Below are 21,922 nucleotides of genomic sequence, written 5' to 3' on the forward strand. Positions count from 1 at the left end.
GAATGGTGTGGATAATTCCTTCAACGACAAAAAAGGCTCATACCGAATAACTGGGTAGATCCTTTTTAGTGGTTTTGAATTAATGATTATACCGCAATGCTCTCTGCCTTTATGCTGATACCTTGCTGTATGATTGAAAATGAGTGGGTTCCGAAGCACGCCGTAATAGAATTAAAGAACGGAACCACTTTGGAATCTCACTGCTCCAAAATCAACAATCACGTTCTGCCGAAAATTGGCCATATGCCTATTGATGAAATTACAATCATGATTTTAGTGAAATTGTTCGCTGATATGAGAAAGCCTGGCGTCCGTGTTGATAAAAAAGATAAAAAGTCTCCTCTTGCATCGCGTACAATCCAGTATGCTTACGATGTAACAAATAGCATATTCCAACGAGCTACAGAATGGCGTGTACTGATCAAAAATCCCCTGGGAGGCGTTAACGTTCACAAATTAGCAAAGAGGATAAAAAGGCCAGGAAAGACCGCAAAAATTACTTTGAAGAAGATGAGGCAGTCGAGGTAATTGATAAGTTACATTATACAGACTCTAAATGGAAACTCTCTTTCTTAGGAGCGATAATGGGAGGATTCCGACGCGGTGAGTTAATTGCTTTAGACGAAGACGATTGCGATTTTGAAAACAGCAGATTGAGGATTGACGAGAGCATTTCAAGTACCAAAAATGGCCAGGCGGACATTACAGATACTAAGAATAAAGCACCTAACGATTATGTAGATATGCCTTAATGGTATATGGAGGAACTGGTCGTCCATGTTAAAAACATGCGTAAACTAAGGTTTGAGGCAAAGGCAAATGGGATATGAAGAAGGCGGGGATCGGAACTTTATTTTTCACTCAGGTACAGGGAAACCTATTACCATAAAACGCCATCCCAGCAGTGGAAAAACAAGTGTGAGGGGCACGACTTCCGTAATGCATCACTTCATGGTCTCCACCATACAAATGCAACGTATTTGCTGGGTCAGGGAACATCCATCAAGGAGCTTCAACATCGATCGCAACATTCCACTCCACATCTCAGGTGACTTCAGATAACTATGCTCACGTCACCAAGAAGCTCCGTCGTAAAACGACAGCACACCTTGACGTCTTCGATCCAAAAGTTCGTCCCCAATCCGTCCCCAAAAGCGAAAAGGCGCTCGCTCCCTGTGATATGAGTGTTATGGTCTCAATTACTAAAAAAGCAAAAAACCCTTGAATATCAAGGGTTTCATGCAACAAAACTGATATGCCGAGGACCGGGATCGAACCGGTACGGTAGTCACCTACCGCAGGATTTTAAGTCCTGTGCGTCTGCCAATTCCGCCACCCCGGCAAGTATTTAGGAACGCTATTTTACACTTACTTGTTCTTGTCTTACAAGTATCTGAGAAGCTTACTTATTAAGAAGTGTTCTCGCTATGTAAATATCGTTCAACCGGGCACCAACTTATAATACGACAATTTTATCAAATTGTAAAGTGTTTTTTTAAAAAAATAATAAAAAATCTCTTTTTGTATAACTTGTGCACATTTGAACTACACTAATAAATGTCTTTCCAAACCACCAGAAGGGGTGTTACGAATGCGTGAAGGTATGATTCCAACTGTTCTTGGGACGGTAGTATCGGCTTCAGGCGCTGTGTTGCTGAGCAGTAAGTACAAACTTGCAGCTACAGGCATTCTCGGTTTCGGACTGGCTCATGTTGTTCTGGGAGCGATTGATTTGATTGAGCATCGCTAGTTGTTTGGAAAGTACCGGGCGGGATTTATCCTTCCCGGTTTATTTTATAAGCGTTTAATATGGAGCATAAGCGTTTATGTAAAGTGTAGAACTGAATCATGCCTAAGAAGGAGCGTGTAATGTGCTATGAAAAAACATAACTCCGAAAAAAAGAATCTTACTGACGATCAAATCGAATATAAACAATCTCTGGATAAGCGTGAACCAGGATTTGATCGGATTCCTGACCCTGATGCCGATTCACCTGCAGCTACCGATATGATTGATGAAGCCGTGGGCCGTGGAATAGATAAGCTACGTAATGACTTTACCAAATAAAGCATGAATTATAGGTCACAGGTTATTAAGTATCACTTGAAGATAAGCATGATCCAGCCAATAATCGAGATCCACAATACAATGCTGATGAAGAATCCACACAAGAGACCAAAAGAGAAATTACCTTCACTCTTCGGCATAACACTGCCAAATTTCAATCTAAGCTTCATTTGATTCCAGTTCATAGAACCCCCTCCTTAAGTTCTATTTCGGAATATGAAGCTTATTTTTGTAGACCTATAGTCATGTTTTTGAAAATAAAAAAGGGGTTTTTGTCCTATCACCCTGAGCGCGGCAACAGAATTACAGCTATACCTACCAAACAAATCAATCCACCAATGAAATCGTACAAGTCAGGTGTCTTTTTATCAATCCACCAGCCCCATGCAATGGAAAGAACAATAAAGACACCTCCGTACGCTGCATATACACGCCCAAAGGAGGAGAAAACCTGAAAGGTAGCAATGACTCCATAGACAGCTAAAATCACTCCGCCGCAAAGTCCGACATACCATGTCTTACCTTCTCGCAGCCATTGCCAGATCAGATATCCACCTCCGATTTCAGCGATGCCTGCCAAAATAAAAAGTAAAGCTGCCTTTAACAACGTATCACGTCCTAAACTTTCTTACTTTTCAGTCATCTCATTATAGTAATCGACCTATAATAATAATCAATGCAATTACGCCAACCAGAATAAGCAGATTACTGACCTGACGCCACAGGCTTGAAGCTCCCTCGGAGTGAAGCTTCCGCTGATTGGCATCAAAGTTTGCTTTGGTTCCCTCAGCATCTACCGGACTAGAAAATGGTCTGTGTTCTTCATTCATATGAAGGCCTCCTTTGCAATCCACTTTAATCATACCAAACTTTTCCGTCGATTTCGCGTTGCAATTATGCCTATAATTCAATGCAACTTCCGAATGAAGCTTCATATGTATGAGTATACAAACCAACATGTCGATATTTCACTGAATATAAAGTATGATGACGAATTAAGGAAGAGTGGGTATTTAGACGCCTTTCATTGCAGGACGGTAGTTATGGTATAATTTAGTCAACTTGTTCAGGATCGTATCAGGGCGCAACTGGTTACTCCATTTATAATGAAACTTACATCCAAGAATCCACATCCGCTTAAAACCTACATATTCTGTTTGTAGATCTAGGAGGAGGATACGGATGTCCCCTATTTTTATAGCTAGTTTAATGATAATGGGTATATTTTTATTTCAGGCAGCCCTTATTCTAGGCATCATACATTGGGTTTCTAAACGTACCAAGCGTCCAGCACAAACCAAAATGTACCTTACAGTGGGTTTGCTTGTCTTTATATCATGCTTCCTTGTGTGGGACAACTGGATACACTTGCAGGAACTCAACGGGTGGACCATGATTAGTCTAGTAGTGATCATGATTAGTGCCTACATACAACTAAGAAAACAAAAAGAAAAATACTAACCCCATTACCAGCATCAAAGGAGGAGCGCCATGAAATCTCACTCAACACGCTTTTGGTTACAGAGGGTGCTACTGCTAATGCTTGTTTTACTCTTTAGCGGCTCTCAACAATCGTTCATTGTTGCTGATGCCGCCCCGCCAATTAATGCTCATGCCTCTGCCAAAGCCAGGCAATTACTTGCCTACCTAACTAATGTGCCGGATGATATGCTAATTTCCGGACAGCACGATTACTTAGAGGCACCGGATGAACAAAATAACAAGCTGCAACAAATCAGCGGACAATACGCGGGACTTCACGGCTATGAGTTTGGAGGGTTGGCTAATCAATCCCGTACTGCCTTACGAGAGCAACGTCAGCGTGTTGTGAATAGCGCTATTCAATGGAGTCGGGACGGCGGAATCGTAGCTATCACCTTTCATCAGGCGTTACCGGGCAAACCAAAAACGTGGAAAAACGTACAAGCAAAAATTACTCAAGCTGAATTTAATCGTTACGTCACGCCGGGTACCCCACAATATAAGCAACTCATCGCTGATTTGGACGAGGCGGCTCTGTCCCTTAAGACCTTACGGGATGCGGATGTGCCAGTTTTATGGAGACCCTATCATGAAATGAATGGTAACTGGTTTTGGTGGGGGAACAAACAAAATTACGCTAAGCTGTGGGATCTAATGTATGATCGGTTCGTACATGTCCATCATTTAGATAACCTGTTGTGGGTCTGGAGTCCCAATGCCCCGAACGCTTATAGCACTCCCTATAGTCTGTCCTTTCCAGGCATTAACCGGGTAGATGTGCTTGCAGCCGATATCTATAATAATGATTACAGGTCCTCCTACTACACTGAATTGCTAAAGCTTGCGCAGGGCAAGCCTATGGGAATCGGAGAAAGTGATATTCTGCCGAGTGCGAAGGTGCTACAGAATCAGCCTGCCTGGGCCTATGCCATGACATGGGGAAAGGAACTTTCGGCAACCAATTCGCAGGCAGCCATCAGACATTTTATGAACCAAAATAATATTATCACACGCGATCTTCTCCATGAGTCCCTCCGCTGAAAGAAAAAAGCTTGCACTTTGCTCCTAGAGCGAAGTGCAAGCTTCTTTATACCCAATCCAAATGAAGCTCCCTAACTATTTCTAATTACCTCTTCAAGATCAAGATCCGCATAGGCCTCTTCACCAAGATGTACAGATACAATGGTGTAGATCCGCTTGGTTAATCTAGACATCAACCGATCACCTGGTGCTACGGAATATTCTTCCCGAAAATCCCCGATCTTGTGAAAACCACTGGACATATGGATGTACAAGTTGCCCCTACGCGTTTTACCATGTACCAACATCAAATCTCCTCCTGCTGTGTGACCAACCTATTTTCCCTGTTACATCTATATCGGTCAGAACAAGATAGGATATAAGTCCCTGATCCCCTTCTTTTCTTTCACAAGATCGTGCACGTAAACGAAACGGGTCTGTCAGTGAAATGACAGACCCGTCTTTGTAAATCCATTTTTCTAGCTAGAAAGAAACTATTCTTGATAGGATTCTGCAATCGCATTTGCTGCGATGATTGCGTTATACACATCATCAGGACTAACTGGGAACGGCATGTTGACCATTGTATCATTTGCTGCACAAGCATCTTCAGCCACCTGACGCCATTCAGCCTCAACAAATTCCTCTACACCCAGATCACGAAGCGTTAATGGAAGACCTACATCCTTAACCAGCTTAATCACGGTCTCTAGCTCTTCTTTTGGTGCGTTTTCCAGCACCAGCTGAGTTAACAAGCCGAATGTAACTTTCTCACCATGCTGTGCTTTGTGAAGTGAAGGAACAGCCGTCATGCCATTATGAATAGCATGTGCTGCTGCCAATCCGCCTGATTCTGCTCCGACACCGCTCAGATAAATGGTTGCTTCAATCGTATCCTCAACTGCACGAGTATATACTTTACGATCCACTGCACGTTTTGCCTTCACGGCATTTTCCAGCAATGTATCATAACAAAGGCGAGCAAGTCCCAGACCTGTAGTGGAAGGCTTGTTCAGCACCAGATTGTCCCCATTGGCCTGATAGCAGGCACGAGCTTCAAAATAAGTTGCCAGTGCATCACCAATACCAGCTGCAAAGAAACGTGCAGGCGCCGCTGCCAAAATACCTGTATCTGCAAGTACTACATCTGGATTCGTAGGCAGGAACAAATATTCATCAAAGGAGCCATCCTTCTTGTAAATAACCGCAAGCGCGGTACAAGGAGCATCTGTAGAAGCAATGGTTGGAAAAATAACGACAGGCAACTTTTCATAATATGCTGTTGCCTTGGCGGTATCCAGCGTTTTTCCCCCGCCAATCCCTATAATGATGTTCGAACCATGTTTGCGTACTAATTCACGGTTACGATCAATCTCTTCTTTTGTACATTCATATTGGAATTTCTCGAAGACCACCTGGTTACCAGCTGCTTCAATCGAAGCCCCTGCCTCCTTTTGGGCTCTTTCAAGGATAAACTCATCGCAAATAACATAGGCCTTATCGCCATAATCCTTAATGTAGTCATTTAACGACGAGAGCAGATTTTGTCCAGAAATAAATTTCTTGGGTGAAGTAACGGACCTTACAACGTTTGCCATGTAAATTCCTCCTCAGCTTTGACTCATACTCAAATTAATAATGATTTGGGCATGTGACCCCTTAACTATAAACCTCTTTTCACATTATTAAAAGGCTTATTATGGAATATATTATGAACAAATTGTGTATCTATTACATTTAAAGAGACGAGCTCCATTCAGAGTACAGAATGCCCATCATGATGCGATCATAGCTGTTGCCATCACGGAGAACAGCGGAACGAACTCTCCCCTCAAGCTGGAACCCTGCCTTCTCATAGGTACGGATCGCTTGTGTATTGTACTCAATCACATCCAAGCCGACCCGATTTAAATTCAGCTCATAAAACGCATAACGAAGAATGAGACGTATAGCTTCCGCTCCAAAACCCTTGCCACGGTAGTCCGTATTACCTATACCTACTGCCAGCTGCCCGCAGCGATTATTCCACTCAATCCCATGAATAGCAACAAATCCGATCAGGACATCGTCTGCCAATGTTCTTAAGCGAAAATAGACCTCGTTAGAGCTAGGAGATCCTTCTGATTCCATCTGTTTCAACGTGTAGGGGAGTGCCAGATCCGTATCTACATTGCGCAAATACTTCGCATCCTCACCCCATTTGAACATCAGTTCAGCATCTTCTTCCCTAACAGCGGCCAGTTTTATTCGTTCCCCGTAAAATAAATTTTCGATTTTAATGACTCTTCAGCTCCTATTATGAATTGTGTACGAAGTTTTCGTCATCATTGTCATGTTATCCAACGTCCGCAATATAAGCTCTCCCTAATGAATTCATTGTTTAAATTTTACAAAATAATCATACCTAACACAACCAAATCATTACAAATATCATGGTGGGATATACAAAAAGACCTTGCAGCTGCAAGGTCTTCGTATTCCTAATATTTAAACAACATAGCAACCAGTTGATATCCAGCTCCAATCGTCCAAAATAGCACATAATCGCCGCGCCGGATACGACCCGATTCGATACCTTCATATAGAGCAATGAACGGGCTGCTGGTACCTGTATAACCATAACGATCACCCACATAAATCATTTGATCATTCTCTAGCTCCAAATGATCCTGGATCTTCAACACATTGGCCAATGAAAACTGCGACAGACAATAAGCCCGTACATCCTGAGGTGTAAGCCCATTCTTTTTTATAATGCGTTCAAGCAGTTCAAATGTTGGAGGCAAGGCCATATTGGCGTCGAACGGAAGCCACTGAATAAATTTGCCGGGTGCGTTCCTTTGGAGGGTCGCCGCTAACCCCCGGGCCGGGTACAATATTTTATCTATATTGATGGGGTCCGTATAATACAGGGAATCTATAAATCCAGTGTCCTCTTCTGTACGCTCCAAAATAGCTGCACATGCAGCATCGCCATAGTTCGCATACGTAATCTCATCCGCGGGATCGGAAATGAGCGAATTATAATCTGAGCCGATAATAAGCGCTGTCCGCACATCGGGATTAGACATCATCGACCGACTGGCTTGATCGACAGCTACTGTCATCCCTGCGCAATTTGCATTGGAATCCATCACTGCCACATCATGTCTGGCCCCAATCGCCTGGTGTACAAACAAGGCATTCATCGGAAACAGCGACTCAGGAACTTGAGTGGAGAACACGATCATATCCACATCACGACCTGTCATACCGGCTTGCTCCAGAGCTTTTTGCGCAGCTGCTATTCCCATGGTTAGACCGTTTTCGTTCGGATCATCAATGATATAACGCTGTTTTCTACCCATATGCTCCATGAAGCGTCGAATATCCTTTCCCCGCTCGTCAAAATGGCGAACATAATATTCGTTATCCAACGAATGGGACGGATGGTGCACTCCCAGTGCTTTTATTCTGATATGGCTCATCAGGTTTCCCCCTTACACATACGTCAGCGCATTATTGTACTACAATATCTACGTTGTTTAATCCTGCTTCACGTGCTACACGACCAAGCTGCATTTTAATAATCGTTTGCTGGAGGCTGATGACAAAAATTATTTTGGCAAATCCAGTTTCTTTATAACGTGCAAAAGAACCCTTCAGTTTCTCTACTTCACCTGGTCCCAAAAGTGCCATTTGGGTGCAATCTACCCTGAGTGTAAAGTTCGATGCCTGAATAGATGAAGTTTTGGCTATATAATCCTTTACAAAGCTGTCATACTCCTCTTGGCTAAAAACTCCATTCACTGCCATATGTACCGTTTTAATGACTTGATCCACTTCGATGGTATAAGGATGTTGACTCATTTTAGAAAGACTCCTTTGATTTCATTTTTTGTCTATTAAGAGTATCGGAATAATAGGTAGAATTTTTAATATGAAACGAGATACATCATCCCTAACATATTACAAGTTTGTGAATACACAAAAAACCGTCACCGCTTCTAGAAGAAGCTACTGACGGCTGAAAAAAATACAAATGCTCATATGGAATTAATTCGTAAATGTATGACGACCAAGCGAAATGACAGCCGGACGGCTTTTACTCCATTTGGCTGTGGCAATGGCTGGGTTGTAATAAAACAAAGACCCATTGGTCGGGTCAGCACCATTAAGTGCCTGTCTGGCTGCTCGGTACGCAGTCTTGTTGGGTTTCAAGCGGTATTGACCATCCCGTACAGCGGTGAATTGACCCGGCTGTAAAATAACGTCCGGAATTGAGCTTGGAAACTCGCCGGACTGTACACGGTTTAATACGACAGCGCCGACAGCTACTTGTCCTTCAAACGATTCTCCGCGCGCCTCGGAATAAATGATCCGTGCCAGTTGATCCAATGCGGTTACGCGGACCTTTCCGAACGAATCGAGCTTGGCCTGTGTTGCCGCTCCGGCAATACCGTCAGGCGCCAGACCGTGATCCCTCTGAAAACGAGCCACCGCTTTGCTGGTCAAAGAGCCATAGTATCCCGTAAAACCAGCTTTGAAGTAACCGAGTGAATGAAGCTGCTGTTGAAGCTCCAGCACTCGTTCGCTTTGAATCCCTTTCTTTAAAGCTGACGATTGTGCCTGTGCTTGTCCTGGTGCGACTGATAATACAGTACCTAACATGCATGCGCAGGACAGGATTAAAATAGATAATTTTTTCATATTCCAGACAACCTCCTCTTTCATGTTCTGTCCGGTGCAACCATTCCGGCCTGTACAACTCAGGGACGTTTATCCGATGATGCTTCTTGTGCCATAACTTATGACTAGCTGCGGAAATGACGCGTGGCTACATATGGCATCGGACATTGATGCGTTCACACGTCCGTTGCAGTATACCACAAGCCGCATTTACGTATCATCCGGCTCTAGTCCTAAGAATACCCAAATCAATAAAACACTATCCAGCAAGGGATGACGTGTATGAGAAGCAATGGATCACATTTTGACTACACTTGAATACGTGACTTTTTTCGCTATTTTTCGATTCAATCTACCCAGGACCTGAACCTGACATTTGCTTTTTTAAACCACATTTTTGTGCACATATATATGGGCAAATGCATAGAGTAGCGTACGATCATTCATTTCGAGTAACAGAAAGGCAGGAAAGAACACGTGAATTCATATATGGATTACACCTCTCCCACTGTACAGTTCACCTATGATTTAAGCGACAATATTTTGTTTCAGAAAGATGCTCAGAACTCAATCAACGAGCTGTCGATCCAGCAGCTGAATACATTAGCAAATGTATCGCTACTGGATATCCGTCTCAGCACTGCTAATGTTGTAGAGCCTCACTACCATCAAAATGCCACAGAACTAATATACTGTATCTCTGGAGCAGTGACCGTGTCACTGATTAATCCTTTTACCCGCGAGTTACGACATTTTCCGATTACACCTGGACAGGTGGCTAACGTCCCTCAGGGATGGTGGCACTATCTAGTCGCCACGGTGGACAACACTCACTTGTTGGCGATTTTTAACGCTCCAGTCCCTGAATTCATTTTGGGCTCCGATGTTTTGCGGCTCACGCCAAGTAACATTATGGCTCATACTTACTGTCTGGATGAGAAAAAGGTCCAGGAAGCGCTCGCCCCTATAAAAAAACCTATCATCATCGGTCCTTCCAATGACTGCAAACAGCAGCCACCTCGAAAACCAGGGATTCACGTAAGGCTAACCGATACTTCATCACATCGTCAGGTCGCCCCCCAAAGAGGCTACATCTATACCCATGGATATCCTGGCTTTTCCTTTAATCCCTATCAAGAGTAAGATTAACCCTAGTCAGACCTTAAGTACGACGGAATCCCCCTTCCCTGTATGTTCGCCGTTACCATAAGGCTTTCTCTCTCATAAAATGCCAATGTGTATAAGAGGGGGTGATTGAATGGACGCTTACTACAACTGTTTGAACTGTATGAATAAAAGGGTGCGTATTCTCACCATTGATGGAAAACAGTACGAAGGAACCATTACAGATGTGGATCGTAATAATGTGTACTTAAAAACTGAACGGAATGGACGTGTACAAACGTCTGCCTTTTATCCTTACGGGTACGGTAATCAAATCTTAACTTTAAGCCTGTTCACCCTGTTGGCGATTGCTTTAATTTAGTCCTCAATCCATTGCCCGTTCCTGTCTATAGATGCCAAAGCACCTCATGTGACAGCTGCCCAGCCCGGCACAGTTTGTGTAGGGCTTGTACGCTGTTATTTGGGGTGTTTTATCATACGATCCATTCTCTAAAACACTTAACCCCCCATCGGTTATATCCCAATGGGGGGTTAAGCTAACTCAATTCAATTTAGACCCACAAAGACTTTGTAATGATAACGAGCAGAATGAACAGCACCAGAATAGCTCCTGTCGATGTCCAAACGCCTGGGTAGCCCCCTACTGAACCGCCACCGCAACCTCTTTCACATTCACTCATGGATCATTGCCTCCTTCAATTCAAGGTACAACATAGCTTATGTATTGAGCTTTCCTATGGACCGGGCTTTTTGGCAATGTTATGAATATTCTCGCTGATGGGCATTAGCCTACACCTTTTCTAGGCAGGAGCATAGGATATCACAACTAATTCTGAAGGAGTGAAGCAATTGAATTCAAATCAAATGTTCAATTATAACGTTAACCAACCTTTTCCTCACCATCCTACCTCCCACCATGTCGTGGTACACCCCGTAGATCCGTATGTCGTAGAAACATTAAAATCGATGATCGGCAAGTACGTTGTACTTGAAACAACACGTGGCAGAATTGATGGATGTGTAGTAGATAGTAAGCCTGACCATGTCATCTTGGATGTATACGGTAAAAAATTCTTTGTTCGAATCAGCGAAATCGTATGGATCATGCCTGGCTAACCAAATCAGACATTAAAAATCCTCGCAGATCCTAATTCGGATTCGCGAGGATTAATCATGACATGAACCTGCTAATCAAGCGAGCCTGCCAATGAAGCACGAAGTTCATCTATCGTTCCATTGTACTCATCTAGATCGACTTGGCCGCTAATACCTGGAACACTGCCTGTACTACTGTACTGCCAAGCCCACCAGCTATTCCAAGCTGGAACTGCGGTCGGCTTTTGCGTAGTGCTGTATCGCGCTACCCACAATTTATACATAGAAAACGTAGGATCAAACTTGGAAGCAAAGACGTTTCCCGTGTATACGATCGGCTCACGCCCGGTAAGCTTCTCCATTTCATCCAAAAATGCATGAGCCACTTCACTGATCTGTGCGGAAGTAAGACCTTTGGGATTATTTTCATAATCCATCACAGGGGGCAGATCTAGCCTTCCTCCTGCTGAATCTATAGCCCTAGCAAAATTAGCTGCTTCCTGACGAGCTCCATCCACGGTAGTTGCGTTCAAAAAGTGGTAAGCGCCAACCAGGATGTTAGCATCTCTGGCCCCCTGAACATTTGCTAAAAATTGATTATCTTGATACTTGGTGCCCTCTGTAGCTTTAATAAAAGCAAATGTCTTGCCTGCCGCCGCCACTTGCTGCCAATCAATATTGCCATTATGGTGCGAGACGTCAATCCCCTGCGCATGTCCGTCAGAAGAAATCGTAGGCTCAACAGGTATAGTAGATATAACAGTATCGGTAGATGCTGACTCCTCCGTTGCCTGATCCAACGCTACGATCACTTTACCATCATCTGCATTAATAAGATGAAAGGGTGTGCTGTGATCAAGATCAACTACAATACGTACCGAGGCTGGGTTTGTACTAAACATGGAGTATCTTACCTTGGAAACATCTAGATCTTCTGTGACTGGAAAGCTTCCTTGTCCACCATTGTTAAATGATTGTGAGGCTGGAAATTCCTCACCAAACTTCGAATCAGGTATATCTACAACAATACGATCTGGTTGAGTTAACTTGGTGACTTTGGGGCTTACTTTTCCATCCACCGTTATCGTCAATTGGTGATTGTTGAAGCGAATTTGGTTTACAGCCGTACGCTCACTCTCTATAGCATCGCTTGCAGCTTGAGTAGCAGAGTGATCACGGGTGGTCACGCTATTTCCGCTTGAAGCAGGCGGAGTCGTCAAGAATACGGTTTTAAGTTCGTTGTTCCAGACCACTTCCACTCCTGTCTGTTCAGATACAAAGCGAAGCGGAACATAAGTCGTTCCCCCGTTAAGCAAAGGAGCTACAGCCAACCCCATCGGTTGATCATTGACCGAGGCAATGGGATTGTTGACCTGAAGGCTCAGGTTAAGATTTTCTTTATGTATAGTTATAGTCCCTGTCTTGGACTCCCAATTCACACTATAACCCAATTCTTCTACAATAAGACGAAGTGGAACCAGCACATTGCCCTTTACTTCCTGGATCTGCACCCCCTTGCTGACACTTATATCTTTACCATCCAGCTGAATATGTGAATTTGAAGACGCAGCGTGACTTTCTCTTGGAAATGCTAATAGAAACAGAAACAAAAAAGCAAATAAACAAATTTTCTTCATATGTACCCTACCAATCTCTAATTTTTCACTATGTAAATTTTACATTCTATGCCCCTCTAAAGCCTCCATTTTGATAGACGCGACTCCTATGTAAAAAGTTACGATTCATTCATTATATATTTCAGCCTTATAATACGAAAGCACTAAAAAGCTCTGCCAGCTATACGCAAGCAGAGCTTATTCCAGTTATTCATACGGTTACAAATGTTAGTCCTACAAGAATAATCGAAGTAACAGATAGTACCAGTAAGGGCAGCATTGCTTTCTCTCGCAAAGTCTTAAAGCTCACATTTAGCCCCATGCCTACCATAGCCATCGTTAACATAAAGGTAGTAAGCTGAGAAAGTTCGTTCATTAGACTAGGTGAAACTACAATATATTTTCCAAAAACATAACTTCCCAAAATACTTGCCGCAATAAAGCCCATGAGGAACCAGGGGAACTCTACTTTAGTACCTGTACGAATCTTTCCGGTTCGTTTCATCCAATACATTAAAATAAAGCTAAGCGGTATGAGTAAGAAGACACGCCCCAATTTGGCTAATAAACCCATGGCAAGAGCATCCTGTCCAGCAGGTGCTGCCGCTAAGGCCACATGTGCAATTTCATGTAAACTGATGCCTGACCAGATTCCATACTGTATATCTGTCAGAGGAAGCCAAGGTCGAAGCACTGTAAACAAAATAGCAAATACCGTTCCAACCAAGGCAATAAGTCCAACTCCTATGGCTGTGTCCTCATCGTCGGACTTCAACAAGGGAGAAACAGCTGCAATGGCTGCTGCACCGCAAACTCCTGTTCCAATCCCAAGAAGAAGCGAAAGCGAAGCATCTGCCTTGAATCGTTTTGCCAGCCAAACCGTAAAAAAAATGGCAAATACCACAGTGCCTACATCCCGTAAAAGCAAACCCAGCCCATGATGAATAACAACATCCATATTTAGCTTCAGCCCATATAACACAATAGCTCCGCGCAGTATTTTCTTGGCTGAAAATTCAATTCCTGAGCGTACAGCTTCAGGGTACCCCCACAACTGTCGGTATAGTATAGCGAGAAACATTGCACATGCCAATGGACCTACATAATGAAAGCCCGGCACTTCGTTCAGGACGTATCCTGCCAGTGCAAAGATCATCGTTAGCACAATGCCAAATAAAAACTGAAATAATCGACCCCTGTTCAATAAAAATTTGACGTGTTGAATATGACTCTTCATGCTGATTCCCTCCAATTCTACATGCATACAGCTTAATATGTATTTTGTCATAAGAAAAATAAATCATTATAATAATGATGATAAGTAAATATGCATGATAAATTTGGAGGAATAGACTTTGGATCAATCTTTAATCGTCTTTGTTAGGGTTGCGGAGAAACAAAACTTCACACGAGCTGCTGAGGCACTACATATGACCCAGCCTGCGGTAAGTCAATATATTCAAACACTGGAACGCAGTGTAGGAACCCGGCTCCTGGAGCGAAGTAATAAATATGTGCGCTTAACTAAAGCAGGTGAAATTGTGTATCATCATGCCCAGGAGATTATCCGACTCCATACACGTATGCAGTACTTGGTGGACGAACTAATGCATACGGCAAAGGGTAACCTGTCTATTGGTGCAAGCTACACGTATGGTGAATATGTACTACCCCATGTAATTGCGCAAATGAGAATCCAGTACCCGCTCATTCAGCCCTCTATTACCATCGGCAATACATTGGAAATTGAAAAGCTCGTAATTCATAATCAACTGGATGTGGGCATTATCGAAGGAGAATTTCAGCATGACCATTTACACATTGAATCCTTCGCCGATGATGAAATGGTTATTGTCGTTCCGCAAAATCATCGTTTGGCCGGTACATCTCAAGTGGATATAAATGAGCTGCATGATGACATCTGGATTCTGCGGGAAGAAGGCTCTGGAACCCGGGAGGCGGCTGAAAAGATGTTTGCACAGCTTCGATTTTATCCTTCTCATATGATGAATTTTGGCAGTACACAGATCATCAAAGAGTCTGTAGAAGCAGGCTTGGGGATTTCTTTGCTGTCCCAATGGGTAATTCAAAAGGAACTTGCTTTGGGAACATTAGAAGTATTGGATATTCTCAATCTCCCGTTCATTCGGAAATTCTCCTTTCTGACCCCTTCTGCGGTATTTGAGACGAAAGCAACCACTGCTTTTTTGGAGATTTTGCGAGATTATAATGTAAAAAGGTAACCTGTAAAAGAAAAAAGCACCGATTAAGGTGCTTGCAATATAGTCAGTATTATATTTTTTATGAGGAGAGATGGTCCTTACCATAGTATAAGAAATGGGAAAAGTCAGCGTAGCTCCCTTGGAATTGTTGCATATCATGAGCAGCAATACCTACAAAATTCCCTGTAAATCCTCCCGACAAAAAGCTGATATCCTGTATTTCAAAAAGTCGCTTCCAGGAAGGCTCATCTCCGACTCCATAATAAAATTGTGCATAGGAGGCATGGACCTCTACAGCCAAATGTACAGGAAGATCATTCTGAAGTGCAATCACTTGCGGAACTAACGTAAATGAATTAGCTTCACAGCGCATCATGCGCAGCACTTTTCCCACTCCCTCTTCATAGCTGACATACGTATACAAATAGTCCTCTTCATTGAGATACAGCAAAAGTCCCGCCATTTGCAAATAGCTTGTTGGCTGATACTCCAGTGCTGTTTCTACCCGAAAATGATGATCCGTTTGCCGAATGGCAAGCATGTGGTGCTTGAATAGACTTTGTATGGATTCTCCAGCATGAATTCGAAGGTAGCCTGGGCGCTGACTTAATGAACACCAGCTATCGTCCGCCAGGATACGCAATGTGTTCCACGATTTATCAATTGTGGGGCCCTCGAAAAAGTCTTCGAAAATATACTCCTGCTGCTCTTGCTTAATCGAAACTGTCCCTTGAGGCGCAGGCACCTCCAATTGAGGTGTATGGCCCCCGGCGGTTAATCGCAGCCAGCCTTCATCATTCCAATAGACTTGTTGCAACGCTGTCTCGCGCCCTAAAATGGCGTATTTCCCCTCCACTGGACGTGTGCATAAATGGGCCATATACCATTCTCCGTCAGGTGTTTGCACAAGACTGCCATGTCCTGCGCATTGTAACGGGAAATTCAGCTGATCACGAGATGTAAGCATCGGATTATGCGGGTCCACTTCATACGGGCCGGATATTTGCTTGGAGCGTGCTACGGTAACTGCATGCCCCGTACCTGTTCCACCTTCCGCTGTAATAAGATAGTAATAACCGTTCTGCCTGTAGATGTGGGGCGCTTCTGTCTTCTTCAATGGAGTGCAATCAAAAATTTTAACAGGCTCGCCAACAAGCCGCTGTTGACTGCTGTCATACTCCTGCATGACGATACCTGAAGACTTATTGCTTTCCAACATGCGGTAATCCCATAAGGCGTTCAATAGCCATTTGCGTCCATCCTCATCATGAAATAAAGACGGATCAAATCCACTACTATTCAGATAAACGGGTTCCGACCACGGCCCGTGAATCGTAGGCGCTGTTATCACAAAATTATGAACGTCCTTGAACGGACGCTTGGTGCTTTTCACATCCGTATAGAGTAGATAAAATAGGTTATCCGCGTAGCTCAATTGCGGTGCCCAAATGCTGCAATTTTTTGGGTTCCCCCTCAAGTCAACCTGGTCAGTCAAAATATCCGTGCAGTGCTCCCAATGAGCCAAATCTTTGGACTGGTACACCCGTACTCCAGGCAGCCACTCAAACGATGACACTACAATATAGTAAGTATCCTCGACTCGCGTAATACACGGATCGGGATTAAAGCCTTTTAATATAGGGTTTTGGATCATCATGAGACATCACTTCTCCTTGCTTTCCAAAATGCGACTCCCTCAAAAACCTGTTCCTTGCTCCATGCTTCTGTCCTCGCTTCAAAACAATCCGCCCACGGAACACGCTGCTGACGTAATGAAGCTATTTCATCAGATCCGCCATATTCCTGATAGCATACGGTTTTCTCGTTCGCTACAGTGTCCCAATTGTCCCAGCCACGCGGATCGATATGGTCGCCCATTTTACAATTGACAAATACGGTTTTGGCATATTCCCGCCATGGACGACCCAAAAAAACAGGGGTAATATCAGGCTCTGCGGTTAAATAGCAATGATCAAATACATAGCCGTACGTTTGTCCTTGCGGTGTAGAGGCGGCTGTAACGTAGCTTGTATGGTTCTTATGATGACGCAAACTACGAATCTCGCAATCTTCAAAGTAAGCGGTAGCCCCGCCAAAAATGAAGTCTATCGTACCCTCGATGTAACAATGCTGATAAAGCTGGCGATAGTATGCGTGATGTTCTTTCAAAGGAATTCCACCAAACTTTAATCGTTCTTTGGGTGCAGGAGGCAGAGGGCCTGTAAATAACGTGTCCTGGTACCCTTTAAAGGTGCAGTTTCTAAAGATGGTTTGATCACAATGAGCGTATACCGCAACGGCCTGCCCAATGTGTTCTCCCTGTCCGGCCGTGTTGGAAATGATGAGATTTTCCAAGATCAAATGGCTGCCGCCTACAAATAAAGTGGGTGTTGCAAAGGTTCCTATTTCCTCACCTGATTCATTCCGCTCCCTGGCGTACCGATTCATTCGAATTTCTACCTGTCCGATGCCTATGATATGTAGATTTGAACGGTAAATCCGCACCTCTTCCTCATAGGTACCCGATAAAATAGTTAGCGTTTCCATTTCGTTGGAAGGCGATTGCTCCAATACATTAATCGCCTCCTGAATGGTGTGGAAATCACAAAAGGATTCTTTTCCGACTAGCATGGTTACCCCAATCCTTTCATTTGATTTACAAGTGTTCAGCTAAAAATGACTGCCAAGCCGTTCGCATTTCCAATGTCTCCATATGACCACCGCTCGCAATCACAGGCTGCCAATGCTCAGGGTGACCTGCTTTCTGATAAGCTTCCAACAACCCGTTTGCCAAATGCTCGACTCCTTCTATAGGACACATGCGATCATTTTGACCTGTTATACTCATCCGTGGGCGAGGTACGATCCGCTTTTGAATATCCAACGTGGTGAAATGCTTCAACAAGCCGGGAACATAGGAATAGAACCCATGATGATCCAATCCCCTTTTGGCGATCAGCGTATGGGCATCTACCTGTCCGCAGATATCAACCGTGATCTGTATTCGTTCATCTAAAGCAGCCATCCACCATGCCATAAGTCCACCCATCGACATGCCGATCGATGCGATGCGGGAAGCATCAATGTCCTCACGCTGGCACATATAATCTACCAAACGACGGTTATCATACAGCATCATGCCCCACAGCACCTGGCCCTGCCAGAGCATTTCTTTTACCAGCTCGCTCTCGGTTTTGCCCCCACGTTCATTGAAGCACCACATGTCGATACAGCACACGCAATATCCCATATCTGTCAGAACTGTAGCAAAAGAGGGCTGCTGTAGGTAAGGACTGCTATGGAGCAACTCCTTACGTCCATTCGTATAGTTGCCCCCGTGCGAATGGTTAAAAACGACCAATGGGAACGGGCCGTTCCCTTGTAAGGGTGTAGCTACATAAGCGGGCACAGACTCGATTCCGTTCAAGTCCAATAGGAGACACTCCAGTCGATATCCCTCCCGCTCTTCTTGATTCAGCAGAGTTGCCGTTATAGGGCGATCTGCCGGAAGGTCGCCCAGCAATGCTTGCAACTTATCCACGTTTTATTCTCCTTTCATCCCTCCTAGTTCAGCACATTCTGTTCAGAAGGTTGTACCGTTACTTGTTCTATCAGCTTTTCAGGCTGAGCTGTATTCTTCGAATGGCAACGATTGATTTCAACGTTTTCCCCATTTTCAATATAAAAGGCAGGACCTTCATGATTCTCAATCGTAACCTGTTGAAAACGAATATCCTTCACGTTACCCAGATAAAAACCACGGTTATTCATATCTTCAATCCCTGTCATCATGGCCGGACGACCGGGAATCGCATTTTTAGCCATAGAAATATCAATATTGGAAAATGTGATTTCAGCGATATATTGCTCTGCAAGTCCGTACAAGAAGCCAGCCGCCGCATGAACCTGTCTTGCCGTAATATCAGAAAAATGGATTCTTCTAAAGCACGGAGTTTCATCAGTAATCGGATAGGGATTTTTATCCCAAACATATTTGTCTTTGCCCCGAGGTCCGCAGAAATAATACAGGTTTAGAATAAATGGACAAATGACCTCCTCCATCACAATGTTGCTGATGCGAATATCCTCGATGATTCCACCGCGTCCCCGTCTTGATTTCAGACGTATACCCCGATCCGTTTGCTTGAACACGCAATTGCTAATCGTAACATTACGAATATCTCCGCTCATTTCGCTTCCCAGCACGACAGCACCATGACCATGTACCATTGTACAGTTGGTAATCGTAATATTTTCACAAGGAATCCGTTCTTGCGTATCTTCGGTTCCTGCTTTGATCGCAATACAATCATCGCCTACATCTATATTGCAGTTGCTAATACGAACATTGGAACAGGATTCGGGATTAATACCATCCGTATTGGGAGAGTCCGCCGGGTTAAGAATGGACAAATTATCAATCGTAACGTTATAGCAAGCAATGGGGTTTACAGTCCAACTGGGGGAATTTTTTAACATAACATCTTTAATGGTAACCCGCTGACAACGGTCAAAGCTGATTAATTTGGGTCTCGGATACTGTAACTCCTCTGGATGATTCCGATGCTTTTCCCACCACGGCTGACCATTTCCATCCAGCGTTCCGCTGCCTGTAATCGAAATATTCTCAAGGTTCTCTCCATAAATACACGATGCATGTACTTCCCGCTGAACGCCCTCCCATCTGGATTCTACTACAGGGTAATCAGCCAGTTCCGTACTGAAGGAAAGAATAGCGCCAGGGCTTACATGCAGCTCAATGTTGCTTTTCAGAAAAATAGCGCCCGTTAGGTACGTTCCAGCCGGAACAAAAACGGTGCCTCCACCAGCATTACTTGCCGCTTCAATAGCAGCCGCAATCGCCTCTGTTGCCATCTTCGTACCATCCTGAACTGCTCCATAATCTACAATGTTGTACAATTGCATTTCGTTCTCTCCTGTCTTTATTTTTTGTGAATACGAAAATGATTTATAGACTGGGCTGGAAAACACACTGGAAAACGGAGTAGGCGGAATGGTGCTGGACAAGTGTCAGCAATGATAAGCACCATCCGCCTGCGTAGTGACAATTCATGTACACTAATATTCAACCTATATATTTATTTTTTCGATTTCTTATACGCTTCTTCATACTCAGTGGTAATTCGTGCTCCGCCTGATTGTTTCCAATTTTCTACAGCTGCCTTAAATCCGGCTTCATCAATTTCACCCATAATAAATTTGAAGGAGGCGTCGGTAATGATTTTCTCCAGCTCTGTCCCTTGTTCATTAGCGGTAGCTGAATCCAGTGGCACTGTCGGGTCTAGAACAGCAAATTTATTATTTTCTCGCACTAATTCGTTAGCCAGTTCCTTTTCCGGATTGGCATCCTTTAAGTTATAAGTCACTTCACTTGGTCTAGAGCTTGAAAACGGCTGAACATCTGCTTGCCACAAATCTGTATTCGTAATTTTGAAGGAACCATCCTTTTCAATTTTATAATGAGTACCTTCAAGACCACCGGTCATATACATGTATACATCTTTGTCAATTAAGTCATCTACAAATTGCAGCAGTCTCTTCAACTCAGCTTCTGTCTTTACTTCAGATTTCGGAAATGCCAGCAAGCCTCCTACCCCGCTTCCCTCAGACCATACGTGGTATTGTCCATCTCCATTCGAAATCTTGTTGACAGGTACCAGCTTTAGCCCTTTTTGTAAGCCTTGAGACAAGGTTCTGAGGTTAGAAATATCGATCATGCCTGTATAAATCCCTGCTTTACCTTGTGCAAATTGTTGTTGCTGGTCCGTTTTAGCGGTTACAGCAAAGTCTTTGGAGAGATACCCGTTTTTGTATAATTTATTGGAATACTTTAAGGTCTCCAAATATTGAGGAGTATCAAATTCCGGCGTAAACTTTCCGTTTTCATCTACTTTCCAGCCATTAGGTGTACCAAAATAGGAACTTAACGTTTTGAAACTGCTGTAGCGCAGATCCGATCTGTCAACAAACCCAGTCGTATCATTTTTTCCATTGCCATCCGGATCATCTTCTGTAAACGCTCTCGCAACTTCATACAACTCATCCAGTGTGGTCGGCACCTTCAGTCCTAAGCGATCGAGCCAATCCTGACGAATGACCAAACCCGCCCGAGCCAGATTCTTCTGGAACGGAACACCATATAGCACCCCTTCAATAGAAGCGGCTTCTCGCACTTCAGGTGGGATCTTTTTCAAATTTTCGTAATCATCCAAGTATTTGCCTACATCCCAGAATAGTCCTGATTTCAATGAACTACGTACTGAGGAATTTGTCATCATCGTCAAAGTCACCATATCTGCCAATTCACCAGAAGCCAGTGCGGTGGTAATTCTCTCTTCCTTGGAAGCATCCGGTACCCAGTTAAACGTAATTTTGGAATTGGTGTATTCTTCGATTTTACTTTTAATCGTTTCTGTAGGCGGAGAGGCTGTATGCAATACGTTTAGCCAGGTAAACTCCAGTTTGGATTTAGGATCATAGGTTTGACTGCCTTGATCTTCAGTTCCCTTGTCACCACAAGCAGCTAGAAAAACACTCATGACCATAAGTGCGGCAAGAAGACCTGACACTCCCTTTTTCATCTTGATTCCTTTTTTCATCGTGTT

General features: G+C 43.7%; 26 protein-coding genes and 1 tRNA gene. 9 read left to right on the forward strand and 18 right to left on the reverse strand.

The annotated features are described in order from the left end of the window. Positions 1 to 129: 129 nt before the first annotated feature. Positions 130 to 528: a hypothetical protein gene (locus tag PPM_RS16800; RefSeq protein WP_158309131.1), complete on the forward strand. Its 399-nt coding sequence runs from the start codon at positions 130 to 132 to the stop codon at positions 526 to 528. 56 nt (positions 529 to 584) lie between these two features. Beyond that, complete coding sequence (locus PPM_RS29430; RefSeq protein WP_013371952.1) at positions 585 to 752, forward strand: DNA integration/recombination/inversion protein; 168 nt, start codon at positions 585 to 587, stop codon at positions 750 to 752. A 504-nt stretch (positions 753 to 1,256) separates the two neighbouring features. Here PPM_RS29430 and PPM_RS16805 read toward each other — a convergent pair. Continuing rightward, a tRNA-Leu gene (locus PPM_RS16805) sits at positions 1,257 to 1,342 on the reverse strand. A 249-nt stretch (positions 1,343 to 1,591) separates the two neighbouring features. Here PPM_RS16805 and PPM_RS16810 point away from each other — a divergent pair. Together PPM_RS16810 and PPM_RS16815 are read left to right on the forward strand one after the other, a co-directional pair. Beyond that, on the forward strand, positions 1,592 to 1,750 hold the full coding sequence (locus tag PPM_RS16810) for a hypothetical protein (protein ID WP_013371953.1): 159 nt from the start codon (positions 1,592 to 1,594) through the stop codon (positions 1,748 to 1,750). A gap of 126 nt (positions 1,751 to 1,876) precedes the next feature. Beyond that, complete coding sequence (locus PPM_RS16815; RefSeq protein ID WP_013371954.1) at positions 1,877 to 2,068, forward strand: hypothetical protein; 192 nt, start codon at positions 1,877 to 1,879, stop codon at positions 2,066 to 2,068. A gap of 32 nt (positions 2,069 to 2,100) precedes the next feature. On the opposite strand, the gene PPM_RS29675 is transcribed toward PPM_RS16815, so the two are convergent. From PPM_RS29675 to PPM_RS16825, 3 genes are all read right to left on the reverse strand, one after another. Next, positions 2,101 to 2,253, reverse strand: coding sequence for a hypothetical protein (locus tag PPM_RS29675; protein ID WP_013371955.1), 153 nt, complete (start codon positions 2,251 to 2,253; stop codon positions 2,101 to 2,103). Between the two features lie 95 nt (positions 2,254 to 2,348). After that, positions 2,349 to 2,675 carry a YnfA family protein gene (locus PPM_RS16820; protein ID WP_013371956.1) on the reverse strand — a complete coding sequence of 109 codons (327 nt, stop codon included), beginning with the start codon at positions 2,673 to 2,675 and terminating at the stop codon, positions 2,349 to 2,351. 40 nt (positions 2,676 to 2,715) lie between these two features. Then, the gene (locus PPM_RS16825) at positions 2,716 to 2,898 is read right to left on the reverse strand and encodes a hypothetical protein (protein ID WP_013371957.1); all 183 of its coding nucleotides are present in this window, start codon (positions 2,896 to 2,898) and stop codon (positions 2,716 to 2,718) included. Between the two features lie 661 nt (positions 2,899 to 3,559). On the opposite strand from PPM_RS16825, the gene PPM_RS16835 reads away from it, so the two are divergent. After that, a complete protein-coding gene (locus tag PPM_RS16835) occupies positions 3,560 to 4,591 on the forward strand; it encodes a glycosyl hydrolase (protein WP_016324529.1) in 1,032 nt (343 codons plus the stop codon). Positions 4,592 to 4,662: 71 nt separating this feature from the next. On the opposite strand, the gene PPM_RS16840 is transcribed toward PPM_RS16835, so the two are convergent. From PPM_RS16840 to PPM_RS16865, 6 genes are all read right to left on the reverse strand, one after another. Then, entirely contained in the window at positions 4,663 to 4,878 is a 216-nt protein-coding gene (locus PPM_RS16840; protein WP_013371960.1) for a hypothetical protein, read from the reverse strand. A 186-nt stretch (positions 4,879 to 5,064) separates the two neighbouring features. Then, positions 5,065 to 6,168, reverse strand: coding sequence for a glycerol dehydrogenase (locus tag PPM_RS16845; protein WP_013371961.1), 1,104 nt, complete (start codon positions 6,166 to 6,168; stop codon positions 5,065 to 5,067). A 139-nt stretch (positions 6,169 to 6,307) separates the two neighbouring features. Continuing rightward, positions 6,308 to 6,850, reverse strand: coding sequence for a GNAT family N-acetyltransferase (locus PPM_RS16850; RefSeq protein WP_040103355.1), 543 nt, complete (start codon positions 6,848 to 6,850; stop codon positions 6,308 to 6,310). A gap of 200 nt (positions 6,851 to 7,050) precedes the next feature. Then, positions 7,051 to 8,037 carry a ketoacyl-ACP synthase III gene (locus PPM_RS16855; protein ID WP_013371963.1) on the reverse strand — a complete coding sequence of 329 codons (987 nt, stop codon included), beginning with the start codon at positions 8,035 to 8,037 and terminating at the stop codon, positions 7,051 to 7,053. Positions 8,038 to 8,068: 31 nt separating this feature from the next. After that, positions 8,069 to 8,419, reverse strand: a complete 351-nt coding sequence (locus PPM_RS16860; RefSeq protein WP_013371964.1) for a hypothetical protein — start codon at positions 8,417 to 8,419, stop codon at positions 8,069 to 8,071. Between the two features lie 186 nt (positions 8,420 to 8,605). Continuing rightward, the gene (locus PPM_RS16865) at positions 8,606 to 9,259 is read right to left on the reverse strand and encodes a cell wall hydrolase (RefSeq protein ID WP_013371965.1); all 654 of its coding nucleotides are present in this window, start codon (positions 9,257 to 9,259) and stop codon (positions 8,606 to 8,608) included. Positions 9,260 to 9,715: 456 nt separating this feature from the next. On the opposite strand from PPM_RS16865, the gene PPM_RS16870 reads away from it, so the two are divergent. Together PPM_RS16870 and PPM_RS16875 are read left to right on the forward strand one after the other, a co-directional pair. Further along, a complete protein-coding gene (locus PPM_RS16870; protein WP_013371967.1) occupies positions 9,716 to 10,381 on the forward strand; it encodes a cupin domain-containing protein in 666 nt (221 codons plus the stop codon). 115 nt (positions 10,382 to 10,496) lie between these two features. Next, a complete protein-coding gene (locus PPM_RS16875; protein WP_013371968.1) occupies positions 10,497 to 10,724 on the forward strand; it encodes a hypothetical protein in 228 nt (75 codons plus the stop codon). A 190-nt stretch (positions 10,725 to 10,914) separates the two neighbouring features. On the opposite strand, the gene PPM_RS30425 is transcribed toward PPM_RS16875, so the two are convergent. Then, positions 10,915 to 11,043: a hypothetical protein gene (locus PPM_RS30425; protein ID WP_013371969.1), complete on the reverse strand. Its 129-nt coding sequence runs from the start codon at positions 11,041 to 11,043 to the stop codon at positions 10,915 to 10,917. A 169-nt stretch (positions 11,044 to 11,212) separates the two neighbouring features. On the opposite strand from PPM_RS30425, the gene PPM_RS16880 reads away from it, so the two are divergent. Further along, entirely contained in the window at positions 11,213 to 11,479 is a 267-nt protein-coding gene (locus PPM_RS16880; RefSeq protein ID WP_025676485.1) for a DUF2642 domain-containing protein, read from the forward strand. Positions 11,480 to 11,550: 71 nt separating this feature from the next. On the opposite strand, the gene PPM_RS16885 is transcribed toward PPM_RS16880, so the two are convergent. Together PPM_RS16885 and PPM_RS16890 are read right to left on the reverse strand one after the other, a co-directional pair. After that, the gene (locus tag PPM_RS16885) at positions 11,551 to 13,095 is read right to left on the reverse strand and encodes a GH25 family lysozyme (protein ID WP_013371971.1); all 1,545 of its coding nucleotides are present in this window, start codon (positions 13,093 to 13,095) and stop codon (positions 11,551 to 11,553) included. Between the two features lie 190 nt (positions 13,096 to 13,285). Beyond that, the gene (locus PPM_RS16890) at positions 13,286 to 14,311 is read right to left on the reverse strand and encodes a YeiH family protein (protein WP_013371972.1); all 1,026 of its coding nucleotides are present in this window, start codon (positions 14,309 to 14,311) and stop codon (positions 13,286 to 13,288) included. 118 nt (positions 14,312 to 14,429) lie between these two features. Here PPM_RS16890 and PPM_RS16895 point away from each other — a divergent pair, with 118 nt between their 5' ends. Continuing rightward, a complete protein-coding gene (locus tag PPM_RS16895; protein ID WP_013371973.1) occupies positions 14,430 to 15,317 on the forward strand; it encodes a LysR family transcriptional regulator in 888 nt (295 codons plus the stop codon). A 58-nt stretch (positions 15,318 to 15,375) separates the two neighbouring features. Here the strand turns inward: PPM_RS16895 and PPM_RS16900 are convergent, their stop codons facing one another. From PPM_RS16900 to PPM_RS16920, 5 genes are all read right to left on the reverse strand, one after another. Continuing rightward, complete coding sequence (locus tag PPM_RS16900) at positions 15,376 to 16,953, reverse strand: glycoside hydrolase family 43 protein (protein ID WP_013371974.1); 1,578 nt, start codon at positions 16,951 to 16,953, stop codon at positions 15,376 to 15,378. Further along, complete coding sequence (locus PPM_RS16905) at positions 16,950 to 17,927, reverse strand: pectinesterase family protein (RefSeq protein ID WP_013371975.1); 978 nt, start codon at positions 17,925 to 17,927, stop codon at positions 16,950 to 16,952. The genes PPM_RS16900 and PPM_RS16905 overlap by 4 nt, the downstream gene beginning before the upstream one ends. A 25-nt stretch (positions 17,928 to 17,952) precedes the next feature. Beyond that, positions 17,953 to 18,837, reverse strand: coding sequence for a dienelactone hydrolase family protein (locus PPM_RS16910; RefSeq protein WP_013371976.1), 885 nt, complete (start codon positions 18,835 to 18,837; stop codon positions 17,953 to 17,955). A 23-nt stretch (positions 18,838 to 18,860) separates the two neighbouring features. Then, a complete protein-coding gene (locus PPM_RS16915; protein ID WP_013371977.1) occupies positions 18,861 to 20,222 on the reverse strand; it encodes a glycoside hydrolase family 28 protein in 1,362 nt (453 codons plus the stop codon). Positions 20,223 to 20,395: 173 nt separating this feature from the next. Beyond that, the gene (locus PPM_RS16920; protein WP_013371978.1) at positions 20,396 to 21,916 is read right to left on the reverse strand and encodes an extracellular solute-binding protein; all 1,521 of its coding nucleotides are present in this window, start codon (positions 21,914 to 21,916) and stop codon (positions 20,396 to 20,398) included. Positions 21,917 to 21,922 lie beyond the last annotated feature (6 nt).

This window comes from Paenibacillus polymyxa M1 (assembly GCF_000237325.1).
Taxonomy (GTDB): domain Bacteria; phylum Bacillota; class Bacilli; order Paenibacillales; family Paenibacillaceae; genus Paenibacillus; species Paenibacillus polymyxa_C.